Here is an 18,300-nt window from a genome sequence, read left to right on the forward strand (position 1 = left end):
TCCGTACCGCAGCAGCAGCCCCAGCAGAACGCCGCCGCCACCCGCATGGTCGTGGTGGGCGACGACGCCCTCGCCCAGCGCCTGGCCACCGAACTGCGCGAGCTGTACGGCGAACGCGTGACGCTCGTCGTACCGCCCGCGGGACGGCGCCGGTCCATGCCGTTGTCCGGGCTCTCCCGCGCCGCCACACTGCTCGGCCGGATGACCGCCGCCATGAGCCGTGCCTCGGGCAACGGCGCGGACGACGCGTCCGACGAACCCGGCTCCGAGCGGCTGATCGAGGCGGCCGAGCTGACCGACGAGGTGCTGATCGAGGCGGGCGTGGAACAGGCCGCGGCGCTCGCCCTCGTCCATGACGACGACGAGACGAACATCCGCGCCGCCCTGACCGCCCGGCGCCTCAACCCCCGGCTGCGCCTGGTGATCCGGCTCTACAACCGCAAGCTGGGCCAGCACCTGGAGGAACTCCTCGACCAGGCATCCCACCTGACCGCTCACGGGACCGGCCGGGCCGATATCTCCACCTCGGTCCTGTCCGACGCCGACACCGCGGCCCCCGCGCTCGCGGCCACCGCGATCGCCGCCTCCAGTCGGGTCGTCCAGGCCGACGGGCTGCTGCTGCGCGCCGCCGAGCGCACGCCGCCGCACCACGGCGGCGCGGGCGGCGGCCTGTGCGCCCTGGCGCTGCTCTCGCCCACGAACAACGACACGGTGGGTACGGACGGCCCGGACACCGGTGACGACGGGCCCCAACTGCTGCCCGACGACGCGACGGTGGCCGCCGCCCACGACCGCGGCGCCCTGTTCCTGGAGGCCGTCTCCTACAACGCGGAGGGAACCGCCCCGCCCGCGCCCGTCCCCAGCCGCCTCGCCGCCCGTATCCCGCTGCGCCAGCTGTTCTCGCGCAGGCTTCGCTGGTCGAGCGCCGGGCTCGTGGGCTGTGTGCTCGCCCTCGCCGTCGTCAGCTGGGTCACCACGGGAGACCACCCGCTGCACGCCACGTATCTCACCCTGCTCGACCTGTTCGCGATCGGGGACCCGGCGACCGGCGAGTCACCGGTCCGTCAGGTGCTCCAACTCCTGTCCGGCTTCGCGGGGTTGCTCCTGATGCCGGTGCTCCTCGCCGCCGGGCTCGAAGCCCTCGGCACCTTCCGTACCGCCTCCGCGCTGCGCCGCCCGCCGCGCGGTCTGTCCGGGCATGTCGTGCTGCTCGGCCTCGGCAAGATCGGCACCCGTGTCCTGGCGCGGCTGCGGGAGCTCGACGTCCCGGTGGTGTGCGTGGAGGAGGACCCCGAGGCCCGCGGTATCGCGCTCGCCCGGCGCCTGCGCGTGCCCGTCGTCCTCGGTGACGTCACCCAGGAAGGCGTCCTGGAAGCCGCGAAGATCCATCGCGCCCACTCGCTGCTCGCCCTCACCAGCGCCGACACCACCAACCTCGAGGCGGCCCTGTACGCACGCTCCATCAAGGCCGATCTGCGCGTCGCCCTGCGCCTGTACGACGACGAGTTCGCCACCGCCGTCTACCGCACCCTGCGCGCCGCCCACCCCCACGCCCGTACCCGCAGCCGCAGCGTCACGCATCTCGCGGCGCCCGCCTTCGCCTGCGCCATGATGGGCCGTCAGATTCTGGGCGCCATGCCGGTGGAGCGCAAGGTGCTGCTGTTCGCCGCCGTGGACGTCGCCGCCCACCCGGCGCTCGCGGGCCGCACGGTCGCCCAGGCGTTCCAGCCGGGCCGCTGGCGGGTCATCGCCCTCGACGCCGCCGATCCCGCCGAACGGACCCCGGACCTGGCGGCCCCCCAGGAGGACGCCGAGCAGCGCCCGCCGGGCCTGGTGTGGCAGCTGCACCCCGGCTATGTGCTCAGCCCCCAGGACCGCGTGGTCGTCGCGGCCACCCGCCGCGGACTCGCGGAACTCCTCGGCCGTCGGGCGGCCGCGGACACGTCGGCGGCGTGAGCGGCTTGGAGGAAGTCCGGTGCGGTTCGCCCTGCCCCAAAGGGGCGCGGGGCTGTGTCGATATGCGGCTCCGCCGCGCTGGGGGTACCCCCGGCGGTAGCTGGGGGAGCGACAAGCCACGACGTACCCGCAGGTGTCATACCGCACTTCGCGCGGAGCGCTAGGCGCCCTGACGGTGCCGAACCCGTTTGATACCGAGCAGGACTCCGTAGCGCTCACGGGCGCCGAAGTCCGCGGGGTGCCAGACGGCGGGGCGGCCGGCTTCCGCGCACAGGTGCAGGATCGCGTCGTCGCCCGCCCAGACGCCGACGTGCGCGCCGTAGGGATCGTCGGTGCGGTTGAAGAGGAGCAGGTCGAGGGGGCGCGGTACCGGCACCCGGCTTGTCGCCGCCGTGTCGGCCCACAAGTCGCTGGAACGCAGGGGCGGCACGGTCAGGCCGAACTGCCGGAGCACCTCGTAGGCGAACAGCTGGCAGTTGGCGCCCGCCGCGAGTCCGGGCCGTGCGCGCGTGGCCGCCGAGCCCGGATGGCGCGAGCCGTCGTAGGGCACCGTCCAGAACGCGGCGGGCAGCCGGGCGGTGAAAGCCTCATCGGGCGTTCCGGTCAAGCGGGTCAAGGGCAGTTCCTCAGGTCGGAGTACTGCAGCTGGCCCGGCGAGATACGGATGCCGGGCATCCACAGGCGTTTGCCCTTCTGCTCGACCCGGTACCAGATGCTGCTGTGCCCACCGGACTCGTCGGTGACCGTGACCCCGTTGGCGATCCGGCAGTCGGCCTTGAGGATGTCGCCGTGCCACGCGCGCCCGCCGATGTTGGACGGGCGGTAGGGGACGTAAGGGTCCAGGGCCATGCCGAGGGCGCACTCCCGGCGCCGGTTGTCACGGCAGTTCTTCTCGACGTTGTGCACGGTGATGTTCTGCACCTCGCCGCTCGGCGCGGGCTCGTCCGCGGCCGGTGTGCCCGAGGCGCCGGGATCGCCGCCGCCGGAGTCGGTCAGGAGCAGGGTGAGGACCGCCGCCGTGGCGATGGCGGCGACCGTGCCCGCGGCGGCCAGGGCGAACTTCAGGCGGGGAGCGGGGGTGTGGCGGGCAGGAGCCGCCGCCGTCACCGCGGGCTCCTCGGTGGCCTCGGTGGTGTCGTCCAACTCGCCTGCCGCCGCAGCCTCGTTGGCCGCGTGCAGCAGCCCTACGAGCCGTGGCAGCCGGTCCTCGCCGGTGAAGGAGAGCTTGCACCACTGCACGAGCAGCCGCTCGTCGGGCAGGCTGCGGCCGTTGAGATAGCGCGAGAGCGACGATCTGCTCGCGGGCAGCCGCTCCTCCAACTCCTTGAGGCTGAGCCCCAGTTCGCCGTGCATGTGCCGGAGCCCCGTCACGAAGTCACGCACCGGGCCGGCGAGATCCGGCGGCAGCGGCGCGAGCGGCTTGCGTCGGTTGGCGCCCGCAGGATCACGGGCGCCGGAGGAGTCGGAAGGGTTCGTGTTCCCGTGCACAGGCCGATTGCAGCACAGGCCCGGCCCACAGAACCAGTGGTCCTTCCGCTCCCCTGCGGCGGAAGGACCACTGGTGACAGAATCCGGATGGGACCCGGATCAGTCCGTGAACTTCACCGGCCGGTACGGCTTGTACTGACTGCTCGTCAGGCCGTAGGTGCGCGAGCGGTGTTCGGTGCCGTGGTCGCCGTTCTGGTCGTAGGCGGTGTACGACGTGTGCGCGGCGTCGTCCCAGCGCTCGAACATCACCACGTGCCGGGTGTTGCTGTTGCCGTCGGCGTCGATGAGCAGATCACCGGGCTTCAGGTCGTTCACCGCGATCGGCCGGGTGATCCTGGAGCTGGTGAGCCCGACGGTGTTGGTGCCGGGTGCGCCGAGGCCGAGCGCCATGGAGACATAGCCCGAGCAGTCCTGCCGGTAGCCGTCCTTCCAGTTGGAGCTCTGGCTGTACGGCACGGGCCCGCCGCCGTTCGCGGTCAGCCAGGTCGCCGCCCGCTTGAGCGCTTCGCCGCGGGTGCCGCCCGGGGCCGGCGGCGGGTTCTGCCCGCCCTGCTCGGGCACGCCGGGCAGCTTGTCCTGCGGGATGTCGACGGCGATCACGCTGAGGTAGCCGGTGACGGGCCCGGTGATATGTGCCATGTACGTCGAGCAGGCGCTGCCCTCGCAGACCTTCTTGCCGGTGTTGACCTGGAAGTCGGCGGTGATACGGTCCGCGCCCGCCGCGTTCTTGTTGATCATCCCGACGGAGGGCGAGTTGACGTCGGGGGTGGCGTGCACGACCCAGCGGGTGCCCCAGGTCGGGAACTGGGCGCCGGCCGCGGTCGTCCTGATGGCGTCGGCGGCCGCCGCTGACTTGACGCCGGACTTCGTGTCGGCCTTGGTGTCCCGGGTCTTCACGGTCGCCTTCGCGGCCGCCTCCGTATCCGCCTTGGCGTCGGCGGCCGCCGCGCCGCCCGAGCATCCGGTGACGCCGGCGATTCCGATACCGGCCGCGGCGACGGCGGGCAGAACGCGGCGGAGAACGGTGCGGCGCGCGCTCCTGCTGCTGTATTCGCTGTATTCGCTGTATTCGCTGTGCGAGCTGTTCGTCATGTGACGTCCCCCAGTTGGTCTTTCGGCTGGCCGGCCGTCCGGCGGTCGGTGCCGGACGGCTCTCGGTTACGGGAACCATGGTTGGCCCGTGACGAGGGGGATTCGGGCGCTGCCCTGTGCCGTGGGACGTCTCATCCCGCCGGACGGCGGTGACCTGCGGGGACGTGCTCGACGACGGGCAGATGCGGGACATGGGACGAGGCGCCGTGAGACATGACGAGACGTTCGCGCCGCCCTCTTGCCGCCTATGACGCCGGTCATAATACTGGTCGCTATGACAATGGTCATAGAGCAGTACGGCACAACAGCCGCGCCCACACCGGCCGTCGGCGGCCCGCCCGGTACCCGGTGGAGCCCCTGGTGCATCGACACGATCCGGCCCACGGACGGCCCCGCCCTGACCGCACTCTTCGAGAGCTGCTCCACGGACACGGTGTGGCGCCGCTTCTTCGCGCCACTGCACGAGCTGCCCGCCGACTACGCGGCTGCCGTCCTGGCGTGCAGACCCGAGGTCCACGACGCCGTCGTGGTCCGCCACGGCGACCGCGGCCACCTCGCGGGCCTCGCAAGCCTGGCCGCGGAACAGGACGGGCCGAACGGCACGCGCGGGCCGCACGGCCCGGACGGACCGGCTGTGCTCGGCGTCCTCGTCGCCGACGCCTGGCAACGGCAGGGCTTGGGTGGTGCGATGCTCGACGTGCTCCTCGACCGGGCGCGGCAGCGGGGTGTGCGACGGGTGACGGCTTCCGTACTCCCGGGCAGGGCACGGCTGTTGGCGGCGCTGGCCAGGCGCCTGGAGACGGAGTCCGCCTCCCGCGACCAGGACGGCCTGACCGGCGTCTATAGGCTGGGGCCGCTCGGAGGGCGATGAGACCGGCGCCCGTACGCAAGCCAGGAGGTGGAGGTCCGCGATGGCTGCTCCCGAACGGGGCCCGCGCGAGCGGATGGTGATCAGTGCGGCGCAGCTCATCCGGCGCGACGGGGTCACCGCGACCGGGATGCGTGACGTAGCGGTGCACGCGGAGGCGCCGCGCGGCTCGCTGCAGCACTACTTCCCCGGCGGCAAGGAACAGCTCGTCAACGAGGCCTTGGAGTGGGCGGGCGGACATGCCGCCCGGCGGGTCGAGCGCCATCTCGCGGAGCTCGACGAGCCCTCGCCCAGTGCGCTGTTCACCGCGATGGTGCGCCGGTGGGCCGACGACTGCGAGCGCGACGGCTTCACCAGCGGCTGTCCGGTGGCCGCAGCGGCGGTCGACTGCTCGGCGGGCACCGACTCCCACCAGGCCGCGGCGGCGGCCGCGTTCGCCCACTGGACGGGTCCGCTGGCCGCGGCGCTCACCGGGCTCGGCGTACCGGCGAGGCGGTCCAAGGCCCTCGCCACTCTCATGGTCAGCGCGCTGGAGGGCGCCCTGCTCATCGCTCGCGCGGAACGGGACGCGCGCGCCCTGACGACCGTGGCGAAGGAACTGGGGCCCCTGCTCGACGAGGCGGTCGCGTGAGCGGCGGCCACCCGGGCGGCGCCCCCGGCTCCGGAACAGGCACAGGCCCTGGTGTTGGTGCCGGCGATGGCTCCAGCCTCACCCTGCGCCCCGCCCGCCCGGCCGACGTGGGTGACATCGCGCGGATCTGGTACGCGGGCTGGCAGGACGGCCACCTGGGGCACGTGCCGGACGTCCTCACCGAGGCCAGGACCGAAGAGTCCTTCACCACGCGCGCAGCGCAGGGCGTCGGAGACACGGTGGTAGCGGTCGTCGACGGCGCAGTGGCCGGTTTCACCATGGTCGTCGGCGACGAGGTCGAGCAGCTCTACGTGGACGCCCGGCACCGCGGCACCAACGCGGCCGCCGCCCTGCTCACCGAGGCCGAACGCCTCGTCAGGGCGGCCGGGCACCGCCGTGCCTGGCTCGCCGTGGTCGCGGGAAACGGCAGGGCCCGCAGGTTCTACGACCGCCAGGGCTGGCTGGACGAGGGCCCGTTCGAGCACCGCGCTCCCAGCGCGACCGGGCCGATCAACGTCTCCGCGCACCGGTACGTCAAGGATGTCCAGGACGTCAGGGACGTCAGGGACGTCGGGGATGTCAGGGGCGCCACGGACGTCACGGGCGGGGGCGCCTGACGCCCGTCGCCGGTCCACGGCCGGGTCAGGGCAGCAGCCGGGGCACCACCCGTACGTAGACCACCATGCCCACAACCTCGACGAGGGTCTGCGTCACCACCACCACCGCGGCGACGGCCAGCGCGTCGGGCAGCGCGAGGGCAAGAGGCAGCACCACGAGGGAGTTTCGGGTCGCACCGCTGAAGACGAGCGCGCGCCCGTCCGCCGCGCCGAGCCGGAAGAGCCGGGCCACGGCCCGTCCCGCCGCGGCCATGACGGCGAGGAACAGGACGTAGAACGGGACGACTTGGGCCACGTCGGTGAGCGCGCCGCCGAGCTCGGGCAGCTGCGAGGCGGCCACCGTGACGAGGACCGCGGCCATCAGCGGCACCATCGTCGTACCCGCCGCGTCGCTCAGGCGCACGCCGGAGCGGTGCCGCGCCGCCCAGGCCTGGGTGAGCCAGGCAAGGGCCAGCGGCACGACGATCAGACCGAGGAAGGCCTCGACGAAGGGTCCTGCCTCGACCACGTCGCCGAGCCCGGGGCCCAGGAACAGCAACAGGAACCCGGGCAGCAGCACCATCTGCGCGAGCAGCAGCAGCGGAGTCGCCGCGAGCAGCCGCCGGCTGCTGCCGCCGGCCAGGCCGCTGAAGACGATGACGTAGTCCACGCACGGGCAGAGCAGCACGAGCAGCACACCCAGGCGTACGGCCTGCTCGGCAGGCAGGAACACGAACATCGCGGCGACCACCAGGGGAACCACCACGAAGTTGACCACCAGGACCGCCGCCAGGAACCGCCCCGCCCGCACCGAGCGCACCAGATCGGCCGCGGGGACCTGCAGGAACGTCACGTAGAGGAGAGCGCCGAGCACCGGGTTGATGGCCCGCTCCAGGCCGGGCCCGGCACCGGGCGCGGCGAGTCCGAGGGCCGCGCCGAGCGCCAACGCGGCCAGATAGACGGCGACTTGATGGCGTTCCATGGCCGCGACGAGGCCCGGTGACCGCTTCGGCACTGCTGCTCCTGACCCCTGCCCCAACCGGCAGGGGCGCGCTGTCGTACCTGGTCAGGGTAGGCGGTCAGGCCAGTTCGCCGGTGGTCAGGAAGTCCTCGACGCGCTTTTCGTACGGCCCGATGTCGAGGCCCTGCCCGGCCAGCCAGGCGTCCGAGTAGTACTTGTCGAGGTAGCGCTCGCCCGGATCGCAGAGCAGCGTGACGACGCTGCCGCGGGTGCCGGTGGCGCGCAGCTCGGAGATGATTTTGAAGGCGGCCCAGACGCCGGTGCCGGTGGAGGCCCCGCACTTACGGTCAAGGAGCCGTTCCAGGACACGGATCGTGGCGACGCTCGCCGCGTCCGGGACGCGCATCATGCGGTCCACGGCCTCCATCACGAAGCTGGGTTCCACGCGTTCGCGCCCGATGCCCTCGATCCGCGAGCCGATCGTGGTGGTCACCGCGTGGTCCTGGTCGCGCCAGCCGCGCATGAACGCCGAGTTCTCCGGGTCGGCGACACAGATGCCGGTCGCGCGCCGGGTGTAGTGCAGATAGCGGGCGAGGGTGGCCGACGTGCCGCCGGTGCCCGCCGTGGCCACGATCCAGGCGGGTTCCGGATAGCGCTCCTGGGCCAGCTGCGAGAAGACGGAGTCGGCGATGTTGTTGTTGCCGCGCCAGTCGGTGGCGCGCTCGGCGTTGGTGAACTGGTCCATGTAGTGCCCGCCGGTCTGCTCGGCCAGCTCCGCGGCCACCGCGTACACCGAGCCGGGGTCGTCCACCAAGTGGCAGGTGCCGCCCCGGAATTCAATGAGCTCGATCTTGGCGCGTGCCGTCGTGCGCGCCATGACCGCGACGAACGGCACACCGATCAGATGCGCGAAGTACGCCTCCGAGACGGCCGTGGAACCGCTGGACGCCTCGATGACCGGCCGCCCGGGACGGATCCAGCCGTTGCACAGCGCGTGCAGGAACAGGGAGCGCGCCAGGCGGTGCTTGAGGCTGCCGGTGGGATGGGTCGACTCGTCCTTGAGGTAGAGGTCGATGCCCCACGCCTCGGGCAGCGGCACCGGCAGCAGATGGGTGTCCGCCGAGCGGTTGCCGTCGGCCTGCACCTGGCGCACCGCCTCGCGCAGCCAGGCGCGGTACTCGGGGTCGTAGCGGTTGATGTCCTCCTCCAGGGCGATCCCGCTGCAGTCGACGCCGCGCGGTGTGCCCTGCGGGGTTTGGCCCGCTGCATGGTTCATACGGCCATGATCGGGACACCGGCGCCGTGCTGCCATCGGGAGGCCCCCGTCACGGGCACCGTCCGGACCTTCCCGGGCTGCGCGGGCCGGCGCCGGTGCCCAGGCTTGCGGTATGAGCGACGGCGAGCCGACGGCATGAGCGAGGGCGGCGGACGGACGGCCCTGGACGCGGCGCGGCGCGGCGTACTCGGCTGGTGGCAGGGCCTGACGCCCGCTTCGGGCTCCGCGGTCATGGCGACCGGCATCGTCTCGGTCGGTCTGCATCTGGCGGGCCACGAGACGCTCTCCCGGATGGCCCTAGCCCTGGCGGTCCTCGCCTGGGCCGCGCTCGCCGCGCTCTTCGCGCGCCGGCTGCTGCGGGACCGCTCGCGCTGGGCTCGGGACGCGGACACCCCGGCCGCGCTCACCGCTGTGGCCGCCACGACGGTCATCGGCACCCGGCTCTCGCTGCTCGGCCCGCAGCCGGTGGCGGTGGTGCTGCTCGTGCTCGCCGTCGTGCTGTGGCCCGCCCTGATGGTGTCGGTGGTACGCCACTGGGGCCGCCATATGCCGGGCGCGGTGTTCCTGTCCTGTGTGGCGACCCAGGGCATCGCGGTCCTCGCCGCCACCCTGGCCCCGGCCCTGCCCGCGGCCTGGCTCGCGTACGCCGCCCTCGTCTTCTTCTGTCTGGGCCTGGTGCTGTACGCCGCGTGCCTGCCGCACTTCGACCTGGGCCATGTCCGTGCCGGCGCCGGTGACCAGTGGGTCGCGGGCGGCGCGCTCGCCATCTCGGCGCTCGCCGGGGCCAAGCTGGTCGCCGCACCGCAGTGGCACGGCGGCCCGCACCAGGTGCTGCGGATCGCGACGCTCGTGCTGCTCGCGCTCGTGGCGCTCTGGTACGCCGTCCTGCTGGTGTCCGAGGTGCGCCATCCCCGGCCGCGCTACGACGTACGCCGCTGGGCCACGGTCTTCCCGATGGGGATGACGGCGGTGGCGACCCTGACGACCTCGACGGCCGCGCAGCTCTCCTGGCTCAGGGGGCCGGGCCAGGTACTGCTGTGGGTCGCCGTCGCCGCCTGGCTGCTGACGTGCGCCGGGCTCCTCGGCTCCGTGCGCGGACGAGGGACCGCTCCCGGAGTGTGACCCGACGATCACGCTGTTAGTTTGCCCTTTATGTCCTGTGTATCCGTTGGGGATGTCCTGGTGAGAGGTCGGCATGGGCGTACTGCGTGACCACCCCGAGCTGGCCGTCTTCCTCTGCCTCGCGGGCGGCTATCTCCTCGGCAAGCTCCGCGTCGGCCCCATCACCCTGGGCGGCATCTGCGGCACGCTGATCGTGGCGCTCCTCATCGGCACCCAGCACGTCTCCGTCAACGACGACGTGAAGACCGTCTTCTTCGCCCTGTTCATCTTCTCCCTGGGCTATATGGCGGGGCCGCAGTTCTTCGCCAACCTCAACCGCAAGAGCCTGCGCTTCTTCGCGCTCTGCCTGATCGAGCTGGTCTGCGTCCTCGGGATCGCCTTCGGCCTCGCCAAGGCCTTCGACCTGGACGTCGGCACCGCGTCCGGCATCCTCGCGGGCGCGGCCACCGAGTCCGCGGTCGTCGGTACCGCCACCGAGTCCATCGCCAAGCTCGGAGACCTGACGCAGGAGCAGATCACCCAGTACCAGGGGCACGTGGCCACCGCGTACACCGTCTGCTATCTCTTCGGCCTCGTCACCATCGTGATCTACACCAGCCAGATCATGCCGATGCTGATGCGGATCAACCTCGCCGACGCCTCCCGGCAGCTGTGGGAGAAGATGCGCGGCGCGAGCGGTTCCTCCATCGAGGCCGACGAGCGTGAGGCGCTGCCCGCCCTGGTGGGCCGCACCTATCTCGTCACCACCGCCGACGGCCGCAGCGTCGCGGAAGTCGAGGCCGAACTCGACGGCGAGGTCACCTTCGAGGCCGTCAAGCGCGGCAGCAAGCTCCTCACGCCCCAGGCCGGACTCCGCCTCACCCTGTCCGACCTGGTCCTCGTGGTCGGACAGCGGGCCCATGTCATCGGCGCCGGACGGGTCATCGGCCCCGAGACCCCCGGCATCCCCGGTGTGGACACCCCGCTCGCCACCCGCCAGGTCGCCGTCACCGAACGCGCCACCGAAGGCAAGACCATCGCCCAACTGCAGCAGGACCACCCCGAGTTCGGGGCATCGGGCGTCTACGTCACCGAAGTGCTGCGCAGCACTGACCAGCGGCTGCCGGCCGCCTCCGAGACCGTGGTGCACCGCGGCGACGTGCTCACCCTCGTCGGTGCCCGCTCCGGCCTCGACAAGCTCGTCGCCAAGCTCGGCGCCGTGGTCAAGAACAACACCACCGACTACATCTACCTGGGCCTCGGCATCGTCGCCGGTTCCCTGCTCGGGCAGGTCGTGGTGCGCGCCGGTGACGTTCCGCTCTCCCTGGGCACCGGCGGCGGCTGTCTGGTCTCCGGACTGCTCTTCGGCTGGTTCCGCTCACAGCGGCAGACCTTCGGCGCGTTCCCGCCGCAAGCGGCCTCCACCATCAAGGACTTGGGGCTCGCGGTGTTCATCGCCTGCACCGGTCTGGCGGCGGGGCCGCAGGCCGGGCCGATGCTCAAGGAGTACGGCGTGCTGCTGCCGTTCGCCGGGATCGTGATGGTGCTCGTACCCGCGACCATCTCACTGATCGTCGGCCGCAAACTGCTGAAGATCGAGAAACCGCTCCTGGTCGGAGCCATCGCCGGACAGCAGTGCTCCACGCCCGCGATCACCTCCATCACGCAGGTCGCGCAGAGCTCGGTGCCGATGCTCGGCTACACGATCACGTATGCGCTCTCGAACTTCCTGCTGCCCCTGACCGGGCCCATTCTCGTCGGGGTGCTCGGCGCCTGACTTCCCCCCACAGAGAGGCGCACGCCGGTGTACGACTTCCTCAACCGGAACATCTTCACGCCGCACCCCGAACTGCTGGTCTTCATCACCGTGGCGCTCGGCTTCCTGGTCGGCAAGATCCGCTGGAAGGCCATCGCCCTGGGCGCCGTCACCGGCTGTCTGATCGTGGGGCTGCTCCTCGGTTCGCAGCTGAAGGTGGAGATCGACGGCACCGTGAAGAACCTGTTCTTCACCATGTTCCTGTTCGCCCTCGGCTACAAGGTCGGCCCGCAGTTCTTCCGCGGCCTGAAGAAAGACGGGCTGCCGCAGGTACTCAACGCCGTCATCGTGGCGGTCACGGGTCTCCTCGTGTGCTGGGGCTTCGCGGCGATGCTCGGCTACGGGCCCGGCCTCAGCGCCGGACTGCTCGGCGGGGCGCTCACCCAGTCGGCCGTGATCGGAACCGCGGGCGACGCCATCGCCAATCTGCCCGGCCTGTCCAGCGCGCAGATCAAGGACCAGTCCAACCTCGTCGCCGTCGGCTACGCGGTGTGCTACCCGCTGGGCACCATCCTGTGCGCCCTGCTCCTGTCGGCCGTCCTGCCCAGGCTCTACCGCAAGGACCTGGCCGCCGAATCCGCCCGCCTCGCCAAAGAGCTGGACGCGCCCGGCGACAACCCCGACCTGAACGAGGGCTACTACGAGGCGGTCCTGCGGGCCTTCACGGTGCAGCGGCCCGACCTGGTGGGCCGCACCATCGAGGACTTCGAGAACCAGCAGCGCGAACTCGGCCGCCGTATCTACATCACCCGGGTGCGCCGCGACGGGCAGATCCTCGACCACGCACAGGAGACCGCCCTGGCCGAGGGCGACGTGGTCGCGGTCAGCGCGCTCCGGCACGACCTGGTCGACTACGACGCGCGGACCCACATCGGCGCGGAGGCCGACGACGTGGAACTTCTCGGCTACCAGACCGAGACGATGCACGTCGTGGTCGCCGACAAGGAGCAACTGGGCAAGTCCATCGGCGACTTGCGGCGTGAGCCCTTCATGGTCGGCGTGTACGTCGACAAGCTGTACCGCGCCGGAGCCCAGTTCCCCTACCGCCTCAGCACCCAGGTGGAGCGCGGTGACACCGTGATCCTGTCCGGCCCGAGGCGTCTGGTCGACCCGGCCGCCCAGGCCCTCGGAAAGCCCGTGCCGACCTCCTTCGCGACCGACATGGTCTGGGTCGGCCTCGGTATCTTCCTCGGCGGCTGCATCGGCATCCCCGCGCTCACCGCGGGCGGCGTGCCGATCTCCCTGTCCACCTCGGGCGGCGCGCTCATCATGGGCCTCGTCTTCGGCTATATCCGCGGCAAGTACCCGACGTACGGCAACGTTCCGCCCGGCGCGCAGTGGATCATGGACACGCTCGGTCTGTGTCTGTTCGTCGCGGTGGTCGGCCTGAACGCGGGCCCGTCGTTCGTGGACGGCCTCAAGCAGGCCGGCTGGGGGCTGCTGATCTGGGGTGCCGTCGCCACGGTCCTGCCGCTGATCGTCGGCTTCCTCGTCGGCCACCACATCCAGAAGATCCGCTTCCCGATCCTGATGGGCATCCTGGCCGGGGGCCAGACGACGACCGCCGCCATCGGCGCCATCAACGAATCGTCCAAGTCCCAGATCCCCACCCTGGGTTACACCATCCCGTACGCGATCTCGAACGTGCTCCTGACCATCTGGGGCGCCGTCATCGTCCTCCTCCACCACTGAGCCCCTCCCGAGCACCCGGAGCAGCCATGCCCAAGACCACCTTCAGCCGCGAAGAGATCAAATCCCTCGCCCAGCTGAGCCCCTTCGAGCTCAAGGACAAGTTCATCCAGCTCGCCCAGGCCGTCCAGGAGAGCAAGCCCGGGCAGAAGGACACGTCGTCGGTGCAGATGCTCAACGCGGGCCGCGGCAACCCCAACTGGGTCGCCACCGGGCCGCGCGAGGCCTTCTACGCCCTCGGCTACTTCGCCCTGTCCGAGTCCCGGCGGGTGTGGACCGCGGACAACCTCGGCGGAATGCCCGAGAAGAACGGCATCGGTGAGCGCTTCGAGCGCTGGCTGCGGGCGCACCCCGACCTGCCGGGCACGGAGATGCTCAAGTCCTGTGTGGATCTGGCGCTCGAGCGGTTCGGCTTCGACCGGGACGGCTTCCTGCACGAACTGGCCGACTCCATCACCGCCGACAACTACCCGGTGCCCGACCGCATGCTGACCCACGCCGAGCACATCGTGCGCGGATACATCGGCGACGAGATGTTCGGCAAGGAGCCGCCCGAGGGCAACCGGCTGAGCCTCTTCGCCACCGAGGGCGGCACCGCCGCCATGTGCTACATCTTCGACTCCCTGATGAAGAACGGGCTGCTGAAGAAGGGCGACAAGATCGCCCTGATGGTGCCGGTGTTCACGCCGTACATCGAGATCCCCGAGCTCGACACCTACGAGTTCGACGTCGTGAACATCGAGGCCAACATGCTGGCCGAGACCGGTGTGCGCGAGTGGCGCTACCCGACGGAAGAGGTCGCCAAGCTGGAGGATCCCGCCGTCAAGCTGGTGTGCATCGTCAACCCCTCCAACCCGCCGTCCCTGGCCGTCAGCCAACGCGTCGCGAACCAGATCAAGGACATCGTGGCGACGAAGAACCCGAACCTCCTGCTCGTCACCGACGACGTCTACGGCACCTTCGTGGAGGGCTTCCGTTCCCTCGCCGCCGACCTGCCGCGCAACACCTTGCTCGTGTACTCGTACTCCAAGCACTACGGCTGCACCGGCTGGCGGCTCGGCGTCATCGGACTGCACGACGACAACGTGATCGACGAGATGATCGCGCAGCTGCCCCAGGACGAGAAGGACCGGCTCGGCAAGCGGTACGGCACGCTCACCCTGGAGCCAGAGAAGATCAAGTTCATCGACCGGCTCGTCGCCGACTCCCGGCAGGTCGCCCTGAACCACACCGCGGGCCTGTCCCTGCCCCAGCAGGTGCAGATGGTGCTGTTCTCGCTCTTCGACATGCTGGACGAGGGCCAGGCGTACAAGGCCAAGGTCCGCTCCATCGTGCAGCAGCGCCTCCAACTGCTCCTCGAAGGCGCCCAGATGAAGATCAGCGATGATCCCCAGCGGGCCGGCTACTACATCGAACTCGATCTCCTCGCCGAGGCCGAGCGCGTGCACGGCAAGGACTTCGCGGACTTCCTGGAGAAGAACTACGAGCCCGTGGACGCGCTCTTCCGGCTCGCCGAGCAGACCCACATCGTGCTGCTCAACGGCGGCGGCTTCGACGGCCCCGAGTGGTCCGTGCGCGTCTCGCTCGCCAATCTGGACGACCTCGACTACCTCAAGATCGGCCATCAACTGCGGGCCATCTTCGCCGACTACGCGGCGGAGTGGCAGGCGAGCAAGGGCTGAACCGGGGCGCGCACGGCGCGGGACACCGGCCCGCGACACCGGTCCGCACGGCAGGCGCGGACCGGTGTCCGGCCGGGGTCAGCCGCCGCGGTGGTGGCGCAGCGGGGTGAGCTGCTCGGTGTCGTAGCGCACGCGCAGCTCCGCGATGGCCGCCGCGTCGGGTTCCGCCGTGCCGTCGAGCAGCTCGAGGAGCTCCTCGAAGTAGCGCTCGTGGTCGGGCGGCGGTGAGGCCAGGAAGAACATCCGGGCCGGCGCCGCGGTGGGGTTGGCGAAGGCGTGCGGGCAGCCCGGCGGTACGGCGATGACGGTGCCGGGCGTGGCACGGGTGACGCTCTGCCCCGAACGGGACTGCCAGCGCCGCCAGTTGTCGGAAGTGCGCACCCGTGGCTCGAAGGCGAGGACGTCCAGCTCGCCTTCGAGTACGTAGAACAGCTCCTCGCTGCGCGTGTGCACATGCGCGCCGACGTCGAAGCCCGGCGGCACCGTGACCTCGAAGCTGGACGCCATCCGGGAGTGCGCGCCGGTGACTTTGAAGGTCACCTCCTGCGCCGGGGTGCGCAGTGACCGGCCGTGGCCGGGCGGGATGAGCAGGCCCTGGGGTGGGGTGAGCGCCGTCATGCCGCGCTCACCAGGTGACGGGCAGGGCCTCGGGCCCCCGGATCAGGGCGCCGCGGCGGTAGGGCACCTGCTCGGCCGGTACGGCGAGGCGAAGGCCGGGGAAGCGCTCGACCAGGGCGCCGACGAGCAGTTCGGCCTGCATCCGGGCGAGCAGGGCGCCGGCGCAGTAGTGCGGGCCGTGCCCGTAGGAGACATGGGGGTTGGGGGCCCGGTCGAAGTCGATGGTCTCCGGGTCGGCGAAGACATCGGGGTCGCGGTTGGCGGCCAGATAGGAGACATAGACGGGGTCGCCCGCACGAATGGTGTGGCCGTGCAGCTCCACGTCCTCGAGGGCGATCCGGGACAGGCCGACGGAGCTGCGGTGCGGCACGTAGCGAAGGAGTTCGTCGACCGCGCCCGGCAGTACACCGGGTTCCGTGCGCAGCCGGTCCCACAGATCCGGGCGCGTGAGCAGCACGTACAGCATGTTGCCGGTGTTGTGGGTGACGGCCTCGCCGCCGATCTGCAGCAGCACCGCGAAGCCGACCGCCTCTTCCCGGCTGAGGTCGCCGCGGTCCACCGCTGCGCCCAGGAGCGCGACGACACTCTCCCCGTCCTCGCCGCCCCCGGTGTGCTCGCCGATGAGGCGGACGAAGGCGGCGGCCATCGCGGCCTTGGCCTCCTCGCTGCGCTCGGCGCCCTCGGTGGACGACAGGATCCGCTGGGTCCACGCGTGCATGTCGGCGCGCAGTTCTTCCGGGATGCCCATGACCTCGCTGACCACGGCGATGGGGAAGGGTTCGAGGAGCTGCGCGGTCAGGTCGGCCGGCGGCCCGGCCGCCAGGAGGCGGGTGCAGAGCCGGTCGAGTTCGTCCCGCGCCCTGGCCCGTGCGCGTTCGGCGCCGCGGGCACTGAACGCGGCGGTGACGGCGCGGCGCAGGCGGGTGTGGTCGGGCGGGTCGACGAAGCCGACCGCGCCCGGCATGGGGATGAAGTGCGGGGCGAGGCGCGTCACTTGGCGGCCGACGATGGCCGCCCGGCTGAAGCGGGGGTCGTTGGTCAGCGCGCGCACGTCCGCGTGGCGGGTGGCGAGCCAGGCCCAGCCCTCGCCGTTGGGCAGCCGGATCCGTGTGAGGGGCCCGGCGTCCATCAGCTCGCGCAGCACCGGGTCGAAGTCGACACCGTGCAGATCGAGTGCGGGCCAGTCGCGCACGGGCGGGAGCCCGGCGGGGCACATGGAGGCGGGCTCGGCGGAAGCGGGCGCGGCGTCGGTGGCCGTCACGGCGTCGGTGGCGGTCGTCGTGGTGCCGGTGGCGGGGCCGCCGCTCATACCAGGGCCTCCGCTTCGCTGTCCGGCTCCAGACCCCGGGGCACCTGCGCGGTGTCGAGGGTGTGCGCGGGCGCGGACGCGGTGTCGTACGTCCAGTGGCCCAGGGAGATCTCGGCCGTGATGCCGGGCCCGAATCCCGCGAGCAGACCGCGGGCCGACTCGGGCACCCCGCCCTCGTCGAAGAGCCGGCGCAGCGCGTCCAGGACGACGGCGGAGGCGATATTGCCGTACTCGGTGAGCGTCGATCTGCTGAACCGGAAGGCCTCCGGCGGCACGTGGAGAAAGGTGCTCAGGTCGTCCAGGATGCGCGGGCCGCCCGCGTGCACGATGTAGAAGTCCAGGTCGGACGCGTCCCAGCCATGCGCGGCCGCCAGGTCCTTGAGGGCCGGTGCGAGCGGCTCCATCGTGGTCGGCACCCGCTTGTCGAGCAGGAAGTGGAAGCCCGTGGCGCGGACGTCGTAGGAGATCCAGTCCTCGGTGGCGGGCACCAGGTGGGAACCGTTGCGTTCGAGGCTGATGCCGGTGCCGCCCTGGCCGCGGACCACCGCGGCCGCGATGCCGTCGCCGAACAGGCCGTTGGAGAGCAGCGAGCCGATGCCGAGATCGGTGGGCTGGTAGCACAGGGAGCAGAACTCGCAGGACACGATGAGGGCGTTGGCCTGCGGGTACGCGGTGCAGAAGTCGTGGGCCCGGTTGATGGCGGCGCCGCCGGCCGCGCAGCCGAGCTGGGCTATGGGTATCTGCCGGGTGTCGCCGGGGAACCCCATGGAGTTGATCAGCCAGGCGGTCATCGACGGCATCATGAAGCCCGTGCACGAGACGTAGAGGATCACGTCGATGTCGGCGGGGGAGAGGTCCGCGTTGGCGAGGGCGTCCCGGACCACCGCCGGGACCCTGGCCTTCGCCTGCGCCTCGTAGAGCCGGTTGCGGTCCTCGAAGCCGGGGTGGCGGAGGGTCTCCTCGATCGGCTGTATGAGGTGCCGGGTCTGTACTCCGGTGTTCTCTATCAGCCGCAGGGCCAGGGGGAGTTGGGGATGCTCTGCGTGCAGGTCGCGGGCGAGGTCGAGGGTTTCCTCGAGGGTGATCACATGCTCGGGGACGCTGACGGCGGGCTTGCACAGGGTGGGCATGGGACCCCTCTCTCGTACGCGGCGGACCCCTCCGACGGGAAAGGTCGTAGCCTCACCCTGGACACAGCACCCGGCCGACGGCGCCCT

16 protein-coding genes are annotated in these 18,300 nt (G+C 71.4%); 8 read left to right on the forward strand and 8 right to left on the reverse strand.

Features of this window, described 5'->3' with window-relative positions:
• The first annotated feature begins 45 nt into the window (after positions 1 to 45).
• Positions 46 to 1,956 (forward strand): potassium channel family protein, encoded by a 1,911-nt coding sequence (locus tag ACFQVC_RS05660; RefSeq protein WP_381828228.1) that lies wholly within the window; start codon positions 46 to 48, stop codon positions 1,954 to 1,956.
• Between the two features lie 160 nt (positions 1,957 to 2,116).
• Here ACFQVC_RS05660 and ACFQVC_RS05665 read toward each other — a convergent pair whose 3' ends face one another.
• The 3 genes from ACFQVC_RS05665 to ACFQVC_RS05675 all read right to left on the reverse strand — a co-directional run bounded on the left by ACFQVC_RS05665 (position 2,117) and on the right by ACFQVC_RS05675 (position 4,536).
• On the reverse strand, positions 2,117 to 2,572 hold the full coding sequence (locus tag ACFQVC_RS05665; protein WP_381827196.1) for an NlpC/P60 family protein: 456 nt from the start codon (positions 2,570 to 2,572) through the stop codon (positions 2,117 to 2,119).
• Entirely contained in the window at positions 2,569 to 3,444 is an 876-nt protein-coding gene (locus ACFQVC_RS05670) for a helix-turn-helix domain-containing protein (protein ID WP_381827198.1), read from the reverse strand. The genes ACFQVC_RS05665 and ACFQVC_RS05670 overlap by 4 nt, the downstream gene beginning before the upstream one ends.
• A gap of 99 nt (positions 3,445 to 3,543) precedes the next feature.
• Positions 3,544 to 4,536, reverse strand: a complete 993-nt coding sequence (locus tag ACFQVC_RS05675; protein WP_381827200.1) for an NlpC/P60 family protein — start codon at positions 4,534 to 4,536, stop codon at positions 3,544 to 3,546.
• A gap of 274 nt (positions 4,537 to 4,810) precedes the next feature.
• Here ACFQVC_RS05675 and ACFQVC_RS05680 point away from each other — a divergent pair, with 274 nt between their 5' ends.
• From ACFQVC_RS05680 to ACFQVC_RS05690, 3 genes are read left to right on the forward strand one after another with little or no spacing between them, the layout of a single operon-like run.
• The gene (locus ACFQVC_RS05680) at positions 4,811 to 5,407 is read left to right on the forward strand and encodes a GNAT family N-acetyltransferase (RefSeq protein WP_381827201.1); all 597 of its coding nucleotides are present in this window, start codon (positions 4,811 to 4,813) and stop codon (positions 5,405 to 5,407) included.
• Between the two features lie 40 nt (positions 5,408 to 5,447).
• Complete coding sequence (locus tag ACFQVC_RS05685) at positions 5,448 to 6,035, forward strand: TetR/AcrR family transcriptional regulator (RefSeq protein ID WP_381827203.1); 588 nt, start codon at positions 5,448 to 5,450, stop codon at positions 6,033 to 6,035.
• Complete coding sequence (locus ACFQVC_RS05690) at positions 6,032 to 6,652, forward strand: GNAT family N-acetyltransferase (RefSeq protein ID WP_381827205.1); 621 nt, start codon at positions 6,032 to 6,034, stop codon at positions 6,650 to 6,652. The genes ACFQVC_RS05685 and ACFQVC_RS05690 overlap by 4 nt, the downstream gene beginning before the upstream one ends.
• 25 nt (positions 6,653 to 6,677) lie before the next feature.
• On the opposite strand, the gene ACFQVC_RS05695 is transcribed toward ACFQVC_RS05690, so the two are convergent.
• On the reverse strand, positions 6,678 to 7,613 hold the full coding sequence (locus tag ACFQVC_RS05695; protein ID WP_381828230.1) for a bile acid:sodium symporter: 936 nt from the start codon (positions 7,611 to 7,613) through the stop codon (positions 6,678 to 6,680).
• A 97-nt stretch (positions 7,614 to 7,710) separates the two neighbouring features.
• Positions 7,711 to 8,868, reverse strand: a complete 1,158-nt coding sequence (locus tag ACFQVC_RS05700; RefSeq protein WP_381827207.1) for a PLP-dependent cysteine synthase family protein — start codon at positions 8,866 to 8,868, stop codon at positions 7,711 to 7,713.
• Positions 8,869 to 9,003: 135 nt separating this feature from the next.
• Here ACFQVC_RS05700 and ACFQVC_RS05705 point away from each other — a divergent pair, with 135 nt between their 5' ends.
• The 4 genes from ACFQVC_RS05705 (at position 9,004) to ACFQVC_RS05720 (ending at position 15,156) form a co-directional block, all read left to right on the forward strand.
• Positions 9,004 to 9,990 carry a tellurite resistance/C4-dicarboxylate transporter family protein gene (locus ACFQVC_RS05705; protein WP_381827209.1) on the forward strand — a complete coding sequence of 329 codons (987 nt, stop codon included), beginning with the start codon at positions 9,004 to 9,006 and terminating at the stop codon, positions 9,988 to 9,990.
• A 73-nt stretch (positions 9,991 to 10,063) separates the two neighbouring features.
• On the forward strand, positions 10,064 to 11,746 hold the full coding sequence (gene aspT / locus ACFQVC_RS05710) for an aspartate-alanine antiporter (RefSeq protein WP_381827211.1): 1,683 nt from the start codon (positions 10,064 to 10,066) through the stop codon (positions 11,744 to 11,746).
• A gap of 27 nt (positions 11,747 to 11,773) precedes the next feature.
• On the forward strand, positions 11,774 to 13,477 hold the full coding sequence (gene aspT / locus ACFQVC_RS05715; protein WP_381827213.1) for an aspartate-alanine antiporter: 1,704 nt from the start codon (positions 11,774 to 11,776) through the stop codon (positions 13,475 to 13,477).
• 26 nt (positions 13,478 to 13,503) lie between these two features.
• Complete coding sequence (locus ACFQVC_RS05720) at positions 13,504 to 15,156, forward strand: bifunctional aspartate transaminase/aspartate 4-decarboxylase (RefSeq protein WP_381827215.1); 1,653 nt, start codon at positions 13,504 to 13,506, stop codon at positions 15,154 to 15,156.
• A gap of 78 nt (positions 15,157 to 15,234) precedes the next feature.
• On the opposite strand, the gene ACFQVC_RS05725 is transcribed toward ACFQVC_RS05720, so the two are convergent.
• The 3 genes from ACFQVC_RS05725 to ACFQVC_RS05735 form a co-directional block, all read right to left on the reverse strand.
• Positions 15,235 to 15,774, reverse strand: coding sequence for a cupin domain-containing protein (locus ACFQVC_RS05725; protein WP_381827217.1), 540 nt, complete (start codon positions 15,772 to 15,774; stop codon positions 15,235 to 15,237).
• Positions 15,775 to 15,781: 7 nt separating this feature from the next.
• Positions 15,782 to 16,990 (reverse strand): cytochrome P450, encoded by a 1,209-nt coding sequence (locus ACFQVC_RS05730; RefSeq protein ID WP_381828233.1) that lies wholly within the window; start codon positions 16,988 to 16,990, stop codon positions 15,782 to 15,784.
• Positions 16,991 to 17,079: 89 nt separating this feature from the next.
• Positions 17,080 to 18,213: a type III polyketide synthase gene (locus ACFQVC_RS05735; protein WP_381827219.1), complete on the reverse strand. Its 1,134-nt coding sequence runs from the start codon at positions 18,211 to 18,213 to the stop codon at positions 17,080 to 17,082.
• Positions 18,214 to 18,300 lie beyond the last annotated feature (87 nt).

The sequence above is a fragment of the Streptomyces monticola genome, from assembly GCF_042665355.1.
In the GTDB taxonomy this organism is placed as follows: Bacteria; Actinomycetota; Actinomycetes; order Streptomycetales; family Streptomycetaceae; genus Streptomyces; species Streptomyces monticola.

Bases quoted from the DNA above. Each gene is read 5' to 3' on its own strand.
- ACFQVC_RS05730 (WP_381828233.1), bottom strand. From the start codon at position 16,990: ATGTGCCCCGCCGGGCTCCCGCCCGTGCGCGACTGGCCCGCACTCGAT.
- ACFQVC_RS05700 (WP_381827207.1), bottom strand. From the start codon at position 8,868: ATGAACCATGCAGCGGGCCAAACCCCGCAGGGCACACCGCGCGGCGTC.
- ACFQVC_RS05725 (WP_381827217.1), bottom strand. From the start codon at position 15,774: ATGACGGCGCTCACCCCACCCCAGGGCCTGCTCATCCCGCCCGGCCAC.
- ACFQVC_RS05720 (WP_381827215.1), top strand. From the start codon at position 13,504: ATGCCCAAGACCACCTTCAGCCGCGAAGAGATCAAATCCCTCGCCCAG.
- ACFQVC_RS05735 (WP_381827219.1), bottom strand. From the start codon at position 18,213: ATGCCCACCCTGTGCAAGCCCGCCGTCAGCGTCCCCGAGCATGTGATC.
- ACFQVC_RS05705 (WP_381827209.1), top strand. From the start codon at position 9,004: ATGAGCGAGGGCGGCGGACGGACGGCCCTGGACGCGGCGCGGCGCGGC.
- ACFQVC_RS05680 (WP_381827201.1), top strand. From the start codon at position 4,811: ATGACAATGGTCATAGAGCAGTACGGCACAACAGCCGCGCCCACACCG.
- ACFQVC_RS05695 (WP_381828230.1), bottom strand. From the start codon at position 7,613: ATGGAACGCCATCAAGTCGCCGTCTATCTGGCCGCGTTGGCGCTCGGC.
- ACFQVC_RS05675 (WP_381827200.1), bottom strand. From the start codon at position 4,536: ATGACGAACAGCTCGCACAGCGAATACAGCGAATACAGCGAATACAGC.
- aspT (WP_381827211.1), top strand. From the start codon at position 10,064: ATGGGCGTACTGCGTGACCACCCCGAGCTGGCCGTCTTCCTCTGCCTC.
- ACFQVC_RS05685 (WP_381827203.1), top strand. From the start codon at position 5,448: ATGGCTGCTCCCGAACGGGGCCCGCGCGAGCGGATGGTGATCAGTGCG.
- ACFQVC_RS05660 (WP_381828228.1), top strand. From the start codon at position 46: ATGGTCGTGGTGGGCGACGACGCCCTCGCCCAGCGCCTGGCCACCGAA.